Source organism: Nocardioides sp. NPDC006273 (assembly GCF_040613495.1).
Lineage (GTDB): Bacteria > Actinomycetota > Actinomycetes > Propionibacteriales > Nocardioidaceae > Nocardioides.
In genome coordinates this window covers 32,697-45,147 of the sequence record NZ_JBEXSD010000020.1, presented here as the reverse complement: position 1 = coordinate 45,147, position 12,451 = coordinate 32,697, and the positions used below count along the sequence as shown (strand labels likewise).

The 12,451-nt window shown below is 70.5% G+C and carries 13 protein-coding genes; 6 read left to right on the top strand and 7 right to left on the bottom strand.

Annotated features, from left to right (window positions below; genetic code table 11):
• Window positions 1–96: 96 nt before the first annotated feature.
• Together ABZZ22_RS11205 and ABZZ22_RS11200 are read left to right on the top strand one after the other, a co-directional pair.
• A complete protein-coding gene (locus ABZZ22_RS11205; protein WP_354930740.1) occupies window positions 97–495 on the top strand; it encodes a hypothetical protein in 399 nt (132 codons plus the stop codon).
• Between the two features lie 45 nt (window positions 496–540).
• Window positions 541–2,124 (top strand): FAD-dependent oxidoreductase, encoded by a 1,584-nt coding sequence (locus ABZZ22_RS11200; protein WP_354930737.1) that lies wholly within the window; start codon window positions 541–543, stop codon window positions 2,122–2,124.
• Window positions 2,125–2,144: 20 nt separating this feature from the next.
• Here the strand turns inward: ABZZ22_RS11200 and ABZZ22_RS11195 are convergent, their stop codons facing one another.
• From ABZZ22_RS11195 to ABZZ22_RS11170, 6 genes are all read right to left on the bottom strand, one after another.
• Window positions 2,145–2,834: a response regulator transcription factor gene (locus tag ABZZ22_RS11195; RefSeq protein ID WP_354930734.1), complete on the bottom strand. Its 690-nt coding sequence runs from the start codon at window positions 2,832–2,834 to the stop codon at window positions 2,145–2,147.
• Window positions 2,831–3,982 carry a histidine kinase gene (locus ABZZ22_RS11190; RefSeq protein ID WP_354930731.1) on the bottom strand — a complete coding sequence of 384 codons (1,152 nt, stop codon included), beginning with the start codon at window positions 3,980–3,982 and terminating at the stop codon, window positions 2,831–2,833. Before ABZZ22_RS11190 ends, ABZZ22_RS11195 begins: the two co-directional genes overlap by 4 nt.
• A gap of 9 nt (window positions 3,983–3,991) precedes the next feature.
• Entirely contained in the window at window positions 3,992–4,855 is an 864-nt protein-coding gene (locus tag ABZZ22_RS11185; RefSeq protein ID WP_354930728.1) for a hypothetical protein, read from the bottom strand.
• Window positions 4,856–4,962: 107 nt separating this feature from the next.
• Window positions 4,963–5,742, bottom strand: coding sequence for a zf-HC2 domain-containing protein (locus tag ABZZ22_RS11180; RefSeq protein ID WP_354930725.1), 780 nt, complete (start codon window positions 5,740–5,742; stop codon window positions 4,963–4,965).
• Window positions 5,743–5,818: 76 nt separating this feature from the next.
• Window positions 5,819–6,352, bottom strand: a complete 534-nt coding sequence (locus ABZZ22_RS11175; protein ID WP_354930722.1) for a sigma-70 family RNA polymerase sigma factor — start codon at window positions 6,350–6,352, stop codon at window positions 5,819–5,821.
• A 25-nt stretch (window positions 6,353–6,377) separates the two neighbouring features.
• The gene (locus ABZZ22_RS11170; RefSeq protein WP_354930719.1) at window positions 6,378–7,046 is read right to left on the bottom strand and encodes a YceI family protein; all 669 of its coding nucleotides are present in this window, start codon (window positions 7,044–7,046) and stop codon (window positions 6,378–6,380) included.
• Between the two features lie 249 nt (window positions 7,047–7,295).
• On the opposite strand from ABZZ22_RS11170, the gene ABZZ22_RS11165 reads away from it, so the two are divergent.
• Window positions 7,296–8,954 (top strand): glycosyl hydrolase family 28-related protein, encoded by a 1,659-nt coding sequence (locus tag ABZZ22_RS11165; RefSeq protein ID WP_354930716.1) that lies wholly within the window; start codon window positions 7,296–7,298, stop codon window positions 8,952–8,954.
• Window positions 8,955–9,036: 82 nt separating this feature from the next.
• Entirely contained in the window at window positions 9,037–10,233 is a 1,197-nt protein-coding gene (locus ABZZ22_RS11160; protein WP_354930713.1) for an acyl-CoA dehydrogenase family protein, read from the top strand.
• Window positions 10,234–10,524: 291 nt separating this feature from the next.
• Here ABZZ22_RS11160 and ABZZ22_RS11155 read toward each other — a convergent pair whose 3' ends face one another.
• Window positions 10,525–11,412: a diiron oxygenase gene (locus ABZZ22_RS11155; protein ID WP_354930710.1), complete on the bottom strand. Its 888-nt coding sequence runs from the start codon at window positions 11,410–11,412 to the stop codon at window positions 10,525–10,527.
• Between the two features lie 82 nt (window positions 11,413–11,494).
• On the opposite strand from ABZZ22_RS11155, the gene ABZZ22_RS11150 reads away from it, so the two are divergent.
• Complete coding sequence (locus tag ABZZ22_RS11150) at window positions 11,495–12,175, top strand: TetR/AcrR family transcriptional regulator (RefSeq protein WP_354930707.1); 681 nt, start codon at window positions 11,495–11,497, stop codon at window positions 12,173–12,175.
• Window positions 12,172–12,447, top strand: a complete 276-nt coding sequence (locus tag ABZZ22_RS11145) for a DUF4873 domain-containing protein (RefSeq protein ID WP_354930704.1) — start codon at window positions 12,172–12,174, stop codon at window positions 12,445–12,447. Before ABZZ22_RS11150 ends, ABZZ22_RS11145 begins: the two co-directional genes overlap by 4 nt.
• Window positions 12,448–12,451 lie beyond the last annotated feature (4 nt).

The window sequence follows — 12,451 nt, the reverse complement described above, 5'->3', positions numbered from 1 at the left end:
CGCCGCCGAGTAGTGACCTCTCGGCGTCAGAAGGTGACGTATCGGTGAGGTGCGAAACCGGCGCGTGGGCACGGTCCGGCGTGGGACACTTCGGCTGTGAACATCGCCGCCGCGCGGGGTCGAGGCCCGAGATGGTGGCTGGTCGTTTCGCTTGCCTTCGGGTTGTTGACGTACGCGGCAGTGAGCTATCCCGGTGGGCAGGGCCCGGCTCCGTGGATCGCTGTCGACCTGTTCCTGGTGCTCTGTATCTGGCGCGGAAGTCGCCTGGCGCTCGGCTGGTACCGCTTGCTTCAGACGCTGGGGCTCGTGGTGGTGGCGTTCCTGTGGGTCATGTCGCTGCTCACCGACAACGTCACGGTCGCCGGATCCCCCTGGCCCCTGCTGCTCCACGCGCTGTCGGTGTGGTGCGCGTACGCGTCGGCTCTGACGGACCACGTCGGCCGCGCCGAACCAGCGCCGCTCAACCCTTCTCCAACCCCACCTCTGCGACCGTAGCCCCGCCAAGCCCGTCACCGTCACCGTCGACGAAGGAGATCCGGTATGAGCCAGGAACTGACCAGCGACTACGTGGTGGTGGGGGCCGGATCGGCGGGCGCCGTGCTTGCGGCGCGGCTCAGCGAGGACCCGGGGACCCAGGTGACGCTGCTCGAGGCGGGGCAGCGCGACAAGGGCATGAACATCCATATCCCGGCGGCCTTCTCGAAGCTCTTCCAGAGCGAGCACGACTGGGACTACTTCACCGAGCCACAGCCCGAGCTCGGCGGTCGTCGGATCTACTGGCCGCGCGGCCGGATGCTCGGTGGCTGCTCCTCGATGAACGCGATGATGTGGGTCAAGGGGTTCCAGGCCGACTACGAGGAATGGGGCGCAGCCGCCGGACCCGACTGGGGCTGGGACGCCGTCAAGAAGACCTACGCACAGCTCGAGGACGTCGAGGACGCCACCGCCCTGGACGGTATCGGTGGCCCCGTCCGCGTCGAGCGACAGCGAAGCCCGCGCCCCTGCACCGAGTCGTTCCTGCAGGCCGCGGAGCAGGCCGGATACGTGCGCGGGCGAGCCAACGGCCCCAACCCCGAGGCGTACGTCGAGACCATGGTCACCCAGCGCAGAGGAGCCCGGTGGAGCACCGCCGCCGCCTACCTCAAGCCCGCCGCGAAGCGCGCCAACCTGAGAGTGGTCACCGGCGCGCAGGTGTCCAGGGTGACCTTCGACGGCAACCGGGCGACCGGGGTCGAGGCCGTCGTCGACGGCCGGCAGACGACGATCACCGCCCGCCGCGAGGTGATCCTCTCCGGCGGTGCGATCAACACCCCGCAGCTGCTGATGCTCTCCGGGATCGGGCCGGCCGCACAGCTGAAGGGGCTCGGCATCGACGTCCTCCATGACGCGACGGAGGTGGGAGAGAACCTCGCCGACCATCTCGTCGCCGGTATCGGCTGGGAGGTCGAGACCGGCTCACTGGCGACCGCGGAGTCCCTGCGGCAGCTGGCCGACTACCTATTGCGCAGGCGCGGGATGCTCACCTCGAACGTCGGGGAGGCGTACGGCTTCCTCCGCTCGCGCCCGGACCTGAGTGCCCCCGACATCGAGATGATCTTCGCCCCAGCCGGGTTCTTCGACGAGGGCCTGATCGCCTTCCAAGGTGAGGGTGTCGTCGCCGGTCCCATCCTCGTCGACCCGGCCAGCCGCGGCCGGATCACTCTCGCCTCCACCGACCCGTCCGCCAAGGCGGTCATCGACCCGCGCTACCTCTCCGACCCCGAGGGCAGGGACCGCGCCGCGATGGTCGAAGGGATCCGGGTGGCCCTGGAGATCGCCTCGCAGCCCGCGCTGAAGCCGATCCTCGGCAGGTTCCTGCGCCCCGATGTCCCGACGGACTCGTCCGCGCAGGAGGTCGCCGACGCGATCCTCGAGCGCCACGCGCACACCCTCTACCACCCCACGGGCACCTGCCGGATGGGCACGGACGAGGCCAGCGTGGTCGACCCCCGGCTGCGCGTACGCGGCGTCGAGGGCCTCCGCGTCGCCGACGCCTCTGTCATGCCCAGGATCGTGCGCGGACACACCAACGCACCGTCGATCCTCATCGGCGAGCGCGCCGCGGAGCTCATCGCGAGCGACTGACACCGTAGCGGCGGCTGGGCTCAGGTCTGCTGGTCGGACTCTCCCGCCAGCGGTCGGCCCGCACGGACGAGGCGGTTCTCGTAGGCGAAGATCACGACCTGCACACGATCCTCCAGCTCCAGCTTGGTCAGGATCCTGCCGACATGGAGCTTGACGGTGCCTTGGGCCAGGTGCAGCTCAGTGGCGATCTCGGCGTTCGAGCGGCCACGGACGAGTGCCCAGAACACGTCCTGTTCGCGCTCGGTCAATCGAACGAGCGGACCCTGGTCTGGGTCGAACGGGAGCAGGTCGCTCGCGACGTGCTCGATCAGCCGCCGGGTGCTCGACGGAGACAGCGCGGCGTCCCCGCCGGCCACCGATCGGATCGCCCTGAGGAGCTCGTCGGCCGGAGCGTCCTTCACCAGGAAGCCGCTGGCACCGGCCGCCAGCGCTGCGACGACGTACTCGTCGATGTCGAACGTGGTGAGGACCAGCACCCGAGGCAGGTCACCTCGCGCGCGCAGCCGCCTGGTCGCTTCCACACCGTCGAGCCGGGGCATGCGGATGTCCATGAGCACGACGTCTGCACGGGTGACGGCCAGCCGCTCCAAGGCAGTCGCGCCGTCGCCGGCGGTGCCCACCACCTCCATGTCCGGCTGGGCGGCGATCACCATCTCGCAACCCGCGAGTACGAGCTCTTGGTCATCGACGATGAAGACCCTGATGGTCACCGGTCCTCCTCCTCGGTCGGCAGTGACACGGTCACGGCAAATCCTCCGCTCGGCTTCGGCCCGGCGGCTGCCGTCCCACCGAGCGCCTCCACCCGGTAGCGCATCCCGGAAAGCCCGAGGCCGGCCGAGCCGTCGTCGGTCGTCACCGGGTCCCCGTCGTCCGTCACCTCGAGGACCAGCCGTGCGGGAGCCCACGTGAGCGTGACATCGGCAGCCACCCCGTGGCCCGCGTGCTTGAGGACGTTGGTGAGCGACTCCTGAGCGGCCCTGTAGACCGCCAGCTCGCGTGCCGGTGACAACGACTGTGGTGTCCCGACGACGGTGAGGCGGGCGGAAGGGAATCGGGCGACAAGCTCCGGCAGGTCATCGAGGGCCGGTACGGGTGCCAGCTCGCCTCCCTGCCCGCCGTCGCGCAGCAGGCCGAGGATGCCGCGCATCTCGCTGAGTGCCTCACGGCCGGTTCTCTCGATCGTCGACAGGGTGTCGATCGGCACCTGCGGGTCGGAGCGGTCGGCGTACTGGGCGCCCCGTGCCTGGCTCACGATCACCGCGAGCGAGTGGGCCACGACGTCGTGCATCTCGATGGCGATCCTGGTCCGTTCGTCCCGTGCGGCCGCAGCGACCCGTTCCACCGCTCGCTGCTCTTCGGCCTTCGCCCGGGCGATGTCGCCACGGGTTCGCTGCCCCAGGGCCCAGGTCGCCGCGACGACGGAGAGGAGGGTCACCAGTACGAAGCCCGCGTGTGGCTCGAGCCCCTCCGCTCGGACGCTGGCGTCGGTGACGAGCCGCCACGTGCCGAAGACGGCCCCGAGGATCCCGACGCCCGCTGCTGCCATTCCGTCCAGCCGACTGCCACGGGCTGTCACTGCGTGCAGGGCGACGGGGAACGTCAGCACGGACGGGATGACGATGAACAAGCCGCTGGCCAGGGCCAGCACCCCGATGCAGGCGGCCACGGTGACGAAGGCAAGACGTGGCCGGGACAGTCTGAGCGCAAGCGCGAGGTGCGCGACGAGCGAGGCAGCGCACACCACGGCGGCAGCACCTGCGGGCAACGAGACGACGGCGAGGAACACCGACAGGGCGAGAACAGGAATGCCGAGCAGCAGAGCCGTGTGATCGAGGCTCCTCCGAAGCGGCGGCGACATGGGCACATGCTAGCGTCGCCGGCGCGCAGGCGGGCCGGCCAGGCTGAGGCGGCCCAGGACGATGCCGAGCGCCAGCCAGGAGGCGTACACCGGAGTCACGACCCACCGGCCGTCGGCGAAGGAGATGGGGCCGTCGACGACCCCGAGCACGTCGGCCAGCGTCCCGAATGCCGCCAGCGCGCCGAGGTTGAGCAGGGCCGCCGCTGCGAACCAGCCACCGGCGACTAGGAGCGCTCGGGGAACCGATGCGGACACCGGTGCCGCGAGCGCGGTGGCCCATGCCGCGGCCAGCGCGAAGACGACGACCTCCCCGTACGGAAAGGACGCCGTGTGCCCGATCGCCTCCGCCCCCAGGTCTCCGCCGGCCCACCAGTACGCCTTGAGCAGCGGATACGGCGCCGCGCACAGCCAGGCGGCGACGACCCAGGAGCGTCCGGGGCGGCGTAGCCGGTCGGCCCTGCGGAGGGTCGTTGCCGCCAGCAGGATGCCGGTCGTGAGTGCCGCGGCCCGCAGCGAGAGCCCGAGCCAGTCCACCACCGGTGGCAGGCCGGGGACGCCGAGGACGGCCGCAGCCCGGAACACGTCGAAGACCAGTCCGGCTGCCGACCAGCTGAGCAGGGTCACGCCGGTCCAGGAGATCGGTGTCGAGACGGAGTGCCCGGCGGACAGCGCGACACCGACCAGGCCCAGGGCGCACGCGACGACGGCCACCCACGGAGGGGCGAAGCCGGCCGCATAGGTCATCGCCTCGCCCCTCACCGACGCGATGACCGCCAGGGCGACCGTGACCACGCAGGCGAAGGTCAGCGCTCCGCGAGAGCGAGCTGCGAACGTGGGTGTGGGGATGCTGTAGGACGTCTTCGTAGTGGACATGTCGCCAGCCTCGCGGTCCGGCGCTCATGGCCGCGTCTGTCGCGCGGCCACCTTCGGTAGTCCCTTCGGCCTATCGCTGAACGTGGCGGGCCGGTGGTCGGGCGTGCTCAGGTCAGCGACGCCGCCGCGACCGCGGTGTCCTCGCCGACGAGGGTGATCTCGACCCGCTCGACGTCGGCGATCGGCACCGCGGACGAGGCGTCCAGCCCGAGCGTCTCCCCACCCGACCAGGTCCAGGAACCGGCGACGGTGCGCGAGCCGTCACGGCCGACCAGGACGAGGTCGTACGTCACCGGCTCGCCCTGATAGTCGGACCGCGCCGGCGGGCTCTGCCCCGGCTTGGGCGGGTAGTGGCAGCTCCAGTTGAGCTTGGTGCCCCATGAGGTCGGGGTGAACACGAGCTGGGCCCACATGTCCACGCTGCCCACGGGACGCAGGTCGACGGTGCGTGCGTCCTCGGCAGCAGCGCCCGGCGGCGTCGCGGACGCCGTGGCAGACGGGCCGGCACTCGGCTGTCGGCTCCCGTCGCCGTCGAGCAGCAGCCCACCGATGGCGGTGCCGCCGGCGAGGAGCACGGTCGCGGCCGCGACGGCGAACGCCCGGCGACGCCGTCGCGACCTGCGTACGGCTCCGGCCAGCTCTGCCAGCGGCGGCGCCGCGATCTCTGCGGTGGAGTCCTCGAGCAGCTCCTCGGCCTCCCCGCGCGAGAGCGCCCCGAGAAGTCCGGGCATCCCGGCGAGCTCGGCGACGGCGTCGCGGCACCCGCCACAGCCGGTCAGGTGCCGTTCGTAGGCCCTCCGGTCGCTCGGGCTCAGCGCCCCGAGCACGTAGGAGGCGTCCCAGTCGGCGAACGTCTCGTGTGGCGAGGCGTCCAGGTCGTCGTTCATGCCCCCACCTCCGTAGCGCGAGCGCGATCGTACGGACGTGGCGGCCTGAATCCCGTGGTCGTTCGCTGGCGCTCACTCATGAGGTGACCCCCTTCTCCTGTAGGGCGAGACGCAGGGCTCGCAGGCCGTAGTGCAGCCGAGACTTGACGGTGCCGGCCGGGATGTCGAGCTCGCTGGCGAGCTCCGCGACCGACCGGCCGCCGTAGTAGGCCCTGACCACCACCGCACGATGGTCGGGGGAGAGCGCGAGCAGGGCGTCGGCGACGATCCAGGAGTCGAGCACGGCCTGGGTCTGGTCCGCCTGGGCCTGGTCGGTCCGGCTCTGCTCGGGCGGTGACTCCGCGGCGTACTCCCGTTTTCGGCGCGCGCTGCGCAGGTCGTCGATGACCAGGTTGCGGGCGGTGGTGAACAGCCAGGCACGTACACCCTCGTCGGGCCGTTGCAGCACGTCCGGGTTGCGCCACGCGCGCAGCAGCGTCTCCTGCACCACGTCGCGCGCCTCCTCGGCATCGCCGGTGCGGCGCACGACGTAGCGGTAGAGCGCCTCCGAATGGGCGTCGTGCACCGCTACGAGCAGCTCGTCCTCCGCACCCATGTCACCTCCCCGCACGAACCCAGGATCCCAGAGTCCCGGCTCAGCCCTTGACCAGCTCGAGCGAGAACTCCACGCTGCCGGTGTCCTCGACGCTCACAAAGCCCAGGCTCGGCGCCTCGATGCCGAAGTCCGCGAAGGTCACCGGCACGCTGCCGACGACCTGGAGGGCGCCGGCGCCGTCGCCACCGACCTCGGCGTCCACGGTCACCGGCCTCGTCTCGCCGCGCACGGTGAGATCACCGACCAGCTCGACCGCGGTGGCACCGTCCTCGATGACCGCGGGCTCGGTCAGCGCGAAGGTGGCGGTCGGGAACTGCTCGGCCTGGATCGCGTTGTCGCGGAAGTAGTCGTCGCGGCGGTCCGAGTCGGTGGCGATGGTGGCGACCTTCACCTCGATGTCGGCGTCGGTGACCTCGCCCTCGGCGATGGTGACCTGTCCGGTCACGTCCTCGGTGCGGCCCGTGACGGTGACGTCCTCGCCCTGGAGCACCTCGTCGACGCGGTAGCCGGCGAAGGAGCCGTCGGAGACCGTCCATGTCCCACTGCTGTCCGTGCCGCCGGCGGGTGCTGCCGACGCGCTGAGGGTGGGCTCGTCCGCCGCCTCCGCGGCCCGGTCCGCGTACCAGCCCGGACCGAAGATCGCCACGACGCCTCCGACCACGACGACTGCCGCACCGATTCCGATTGCTGCTTTCGTACGTGTCCGCACGCCGTTTCCTCTCGCCTGGAGGCCGACCCGATGCCGGCCCTCACCCCTACTACGGAGCGGTGAGGTCATCGGTTCAACCGAGGTGGGTATCGATCCATGCCCAAGTGGAACCGACGCTCGTCAGAGCCCTGTTGAGCAGAGTCCGGCTCGAGAACGCGATTGCGTGAGGTACGTCACAGTCATAGCCTCCGATCGTCCGATCCCGCGGCACCGCGATCTCCGGTGTCGACCCTCCTGAGAGGCGCCCGTATGCCCCACCTCGACCGCCGCAAACTGCTCGCCCTCGGTGGACTCACAGCCGGCGCCGCGCTCCTACCCGCCACCGCAGCCCAGGCCGCGACGCGCGCTACCACGGCGATGTCCACGTCGGGTGGCGCCGCGCTCTGGCAGGAGTACCTCGCCGCCCCCGACACCCACCCGCAGATCCCCAACGTCTCCTACGCCGGCTACGGCCGCGGGGACCGACGGATCCCACGACCGCGGGTGGTCGCCAACGTCAAGCGATACGGCGCGCGCGGCGACGGCCGGGCCGACGACACCGACGCCCTCCGGAGGGCCGTCACGGCCGCGGGTGCGGCGGGCGGGGGCGTCGTACTGCTTCCGGCGGGCACCTACCGCACCACCGGGATGATCCCCGTGCACGACTCCGGGGTGGTCATCCGCGGGGAGAGCCCGCAGGAGACAGTCATCTACTGCGAGAACTCGCTCGACGACGGCTACATGCTCAACCGTCGCGGCTGGATGAGCCAGTGGAGCTGGATGGGCGGCCAGATCTGGTTCGTGCCACGCCGCCGGCTGGCGTCGCTGCGCGAGGCGGGCTTCGTCGGCAACGAGGGCTGGATGGACAACGAGACCCTGACCACCCTCGCTCCGGCCGCCCGCGGCGACCGCGAGCTCCACGTCGCCGACACCACCGGACTGCACGCCGGCGACACCGTTCTGCTGACGCTGCGCAACCTGCCCGACAACAGCCTGCTGAAGCACCTGTGCGGTGACATCTCCGGGGCCGACGACTATCCCTGGGAGACCAAGGGCCGACGGATGCGTCCCGAGATCAGCGACTGGACCGGGGCGCCCAACTTCGAGCACTACCGCTGGCCGGTCGAGGTGACCGCCGTCCATGACGGTGGGATCACCCTGGCACAGCCACTGCGTGTGGAGCTGCGCCCCGAGTGGGAACCGGCCCTGACCACCCTGGGCCCGGTGATCCGCAACGCCGGCATCGAGAGCCTGACCATGCGGATGCGGGAGATCCCCACGCCCCAGCACAGCGTCGAGCCCGGCTTCAACGGGCCCTGTTTCCAGTCGGCGATCGACTGCTGGGCGCGCGACGTCCACGTCGAGCACGCCGACAACGCCTTCGGCCTGGTCGGCACCAAGAACGTCTCCATCGTCGGCGCCCGTGTCTCCGGGCGCCGCGGCCACCACCCCTTCATGTGCCGCGTGCAGTCCCACGACAACCTCGTCGCCGACTTCGAGATCGCCGGGCCCACCCAGCACGGTCTCAACGTCGAGGGTTGGTCCTCCGGCAACGTGTGGGCCGGCGGCACCATGGCCAACGGCACCCTCGACTCGCACAAGCTCGTCCCCACCGACGCGGTGCGCACCGCGATCACCATCAGCAACGACGGGAACACCGGTGGCGCCGGCGACGCGGGACCCAACTGGGGAGCCCGCTTCACCCACTGGAACATCGAGGTGACCAATGGCCGCTCGCACGGCATCCGGATCGAGGAGAACGCGCCGAACAGTGCCGTGGTGGGGGTCACCGGCACCACCGGACCGACCAACCACGCGCGCGACTTCTCCGGGCCGCTCGGCTCGGTCACCGATTCCCTGGACGCGGCGGTGCTGCCGAAGAACCTGTACCTGGCCCAGCTCAGCCATCGGCAGCGTACCGAGCGCTGAGCCTGGGGCGAACGGTTCGAGCGGGCTTCCTTGACGGGTGACACAATCGGCAGCGGCCAGATCGACCCCCAAGGAGAATCCCATGCCCCAGACCCCGCTCGAGCTGTTCGGCACCGAAGCCCTCATCGGCGAGGAGGACCGCGCGATCCGCGACACGGTGAGGGCCTACGTGGAGAAGGAGATCAAGCCTCACCTCGCCGACTGGTTCGAGGCCGGTGACGTGCCGGTCCGCGAGCTCGCCCCCGAGCTCGGAAGGCTGGGCGTCCTCGGGATGCACCTTGAGGGCTACGGCTGCGCCGGCACCAGCGCCACCGCGTACGGGCTGGCCTGCATGGAGCTCGAGGCGGCCGACTCCGGGATCCGTTCGCTGGTCTCCGTGCAGGGCTCGCTGGCGATGTTCGCGATCTGGAAGTGGGGGAGCGAGGAGCAGAAGCAGGAGTGGCTCCCGCGGATGGCTGCTGGGGAGGCGATCGGCTGCTTCGGGCTGACCGAGCCCGACTTCGGCTCCAACCCGGCCGGGATGCGCACGCGCGCCCGCAAGGATGCCCCGGGAGACGAGAACAGTGACTGGATCCTGTCCGGCACCAAGATGTGGATCACCAACGCACCGGTCGCCGACGTCGCGGTGGTGTGGGCGCAGACCGACGAGGCGACCGACGGCAAGGGGATCCGCGGCTTCGTCGTCCCCACCGACACTCCCGGATTCTCGGCGCCGGTGATCAAGCAGAAGCTGTCGCTGCGCGCCTCGGTCACCGGCGAGATCGTCCTGGACGAGGTACGCCTCCCGGCCTCCGCCGCGTTCCCCGAGGTCAGGGGCCTGAAGGGCCCGCTGTCGTGTCTCAACGAGGCTCGGTTCGGCATCGTCTTCGGCGCCGTCGGCGCGGCCCGCGACTGCCTCGAGTCGGGCATCGCGTACGCCGCGTCCCGGGAGATCTACGACAAGCCGCTGGCCGGCTACCAGATCACCCAGACCAAGCTCGCCGACATGACCCTCGAGCTCGGCAAGTCGATGCTCCTCGCGCTGCAGCTGGGACGCCTGAAGGACGAGGGCACCCTCCGTCCCGAGCAGATCTCGCTCGGCAAGCTCAACAACGTCCGCGAGGCGATCGCGATCGCCCGGGAGTGCCGCACCATCCTGGCGGCCGCCGGCGTGACTCTCGAGTACCCGATCATGCGCCACGCCAACAACCTCGAGTCGGTCCTGACGTACGAGGGCACCAGCGAGGTCCACCAGCTCATCATCGGCCAGGCGCTGACGGGGGAGTCCGCCTTCCGCTGACCCGTTCTCGCTCGCGCACGTGTCGCCTCACGGGGCGAACGAAAATTCGTCCGCCCCGTCAGGCGCTTCAATCAGCTCACCGCAGGTGAACTGATCGGTGAAAGAAGCAACTCTTTCAGCGCCAGGACCCATCTCTCCGAGAGGAGGCGGCGAGCGAACGAATTTTCGTTCGTTAGAGAGTGCCGATCGCCCCGTGCATCAATCATCTAGGACAACTTGATCCCCGTTAGCCGGGCCGAGCAGAGGGTCGACCTGATCGTCGACCGTCTCGCCGTGCTCTGAGGAGTCCCGTCAGTCGCGCGGCACCAGGAACGAGGCCCGCCAGATCTTGCGGTCCTTCTCCGAGACCATCCCGTGCTCGGTGAGGTAGGGCATCATCTTCTCGCCCATCCAGGCCAGGGTGGCGCGGTAGTGCTCGTTGCCGAGCGCCTCGCGGCGGGCCTCCATCGGGTCGAGCCCGATGGCCGCGTAGCAGTCCGGATGGACCAGTGAGCGCGCCATCACATAGGCGGCTCGGGCAGTGAGGTTCTGATGCAGCCGGAGCTGCGTACGCCCGATCTTCTGCGACATCGCCGCGGCGAGCTCCTCGCGGGCGAAGGTGACGTGGCGGGCCTCCTCGGTGACGTGGATGCGGGAGGCCATCCGGGTCAGCGGCTGGCAGCGCTCGTCCTTCATCAGCTCGCGCTGCCACCGGTCGAGCGGCTCCTCGCCGACCAGGGTCGCGGAGAAGACGCTGGGTCCGTGCAGCAGCGGTGCGAACTTCCCGATGCGCAGGACGGCAGGGCGAGGACCGTACGCCGGTGCTTCCATCGCCGCGATCGCGCGGCCGAACATCACCGAGTGGCGGGTCTCGTCGCCGATCTCGGTCAACGCGTACTGGGTCCGGGCCGTGCGCGGATCCGCCCCGTAGACCTCACGAAGCAGCAGCTGCATCAGCAGCACCTCGAACCACAGCCCGACGCTCATGATGCTGGCGACCTCGTGCCTGGAGAGCTCGATCTGCTGCTCGGGGCTGAGCCGGTCCCAGGTCGGGGTGCCGTAGAGCGAGACGCGCTCGGGCTGCATCCACCACAGTCCGGCGACGGGCGCGGCCTCCCAGTCGAGGTCGACCTCCGGGTCGTAGGACTGGCGCGCCGTGGAACGCAGGAGCCGGTCGGCGGTCGGGTCGGCGATGGTCATTCTTCTCCCCACTGAGCAGCTCGACGCTGCGCATCCAAATACGTGTTACCCAGAGTTACGGGTAGTTGCTAGAGTGCAGGACATGACACGGAAGGTCAAGGACGACGGCCGGTCCTCACGTTGGGACACCCACCGCGAGACGAGACGGGCGGAGCTGGTCGCCGCCGCCGTACGCGCCGTCGACTCCGCAGGCGCCGAGGTCTCGATCGCGGACATCGCCACCGAGGCCGGGGTCAGCAAGCCGGTGCTCTACCGCTACTTCGCCGACAAGGCCGAGCTGCACGGCGCGGTCGGGATGTGGGCGGCGCGGCAGATCCTCGACGCCGTGGTCGAGGCCGTGCTCGCTCCCGCGCCGACCCGCCGGCGGGTCGAGGCCGGGGTCGCTGCGTACGTCGAGACAATCGCCGAGCACCCCAACGTCTACCTGCTCCTGGTGCGTCAGCACACCGGCGGCACCGACCCGCTCGCCGACGGCAAGCAGCTCATCGCCGCGACCTTCACGCGCCTGCTCGTCGACACCTTCGGCCGCCTCGGCGTCGATGCCGCCGGCGCCGAGCCGTGGGCACACAGCTTCGTCGGGATCGGCGAGTTCGCGGGCCAGTGGTGGCTCGAGCGACGCACCATGTCCCGCGCCGCGTTCACCCGCTATCTCAGCGAGCTCGTCTGGCACGCGCTGGCGGGAACCACCGCCGAGTACGGCGTCGACCTGAGCGCCCTGGACCAGCCCGAGATCGTCACCCCGCTCCGAAAGGGCCGCTCATGAGCACGCACGAGCCCCAGCACCTCTACGACGGCCAGGCCAGCCTCGAGTCCGAGCACGGCGCCTGGGAGGTCGACGTCGCCCTCCGCGGCGCCTTCCAGCCGATCGACGGCCGCTACCACTGGTACGGCCGGGTCGGCACAGCCCTCGAAGGCGTGCGCAACGGCCAGACCGTCACCGTCCGCACCGCCCACGGCGACGCCGAAGGACGGCTCTCCGACATCGACCCCTGGGGGCGGTTCCGGGTCTCAGGGACCGGTAGGCCGCCGTTCTGACCCG

Coding starts and splice junctions, on each gene's coding strand:
- ABZZ22_RS11190 (WP_354930731.1), bottom strand. CDS start 3,982: ATGTCGCCGCCGCTTCGGAGGAGCCTCGATCACACGGCTCTGCTGCTC.
- ABZZ22_RS11150 (WP_354930707.1), top strand. CDS start 11,495: ATGACACGGAAGGTCAAGGACGACGGCCGGTCCTCACGTTGGGACACC.
- ABZZ22_RS11180 (WP_354930725.1), bottom strand. CDS start 5,742: ATGAACGACGACCTGGACGCCTCGCCACACGAGACGTTCGCCGACTGG.
- ABZZ22_RS11165 (WP_354930716.1), top strand. CDS start 7,296: ATGCCCCACCTCGACCGCCGCAAACTGCTCGCCCTCGGTGGACTCACA.
- ABZZ22_RS11185 (WP_354930728.1), bottom strand. CDS start 4,855: ATGTCCACTACGAAGACGTCCTACAGCATCCCCACACCCACGTTCGCA.
- ABZZ22_RS11200 (WP_354930737.1), top strand. CDS start 541: ATGAGCCAGGAACTGACCAGCGACTACGTGGTGGTGGGGGCCGGATCG.
- ABZZ22_RS11155 (WP_354930710.1), bottom strand. CDS start 11,412: ATGACCATCGCCGACCCGACCGCCGACCGGCTCCTGCGTTCCACGGCG.
- ABZZ22_RS11160 (WP_354930713.1), top strand. CDS start 9,037: ATGCCCCAGACCCCGCTCGAGCTGTTCGGCACCGAAGCCCTCATCGGC.
- ABZZ22_RS11145 (WP_354930704.1), top strand. CDS start 12,172: ATGAGCACGCACGAGCCCCAGCACCTCTACGACGGCCAGGCCAGCCTC.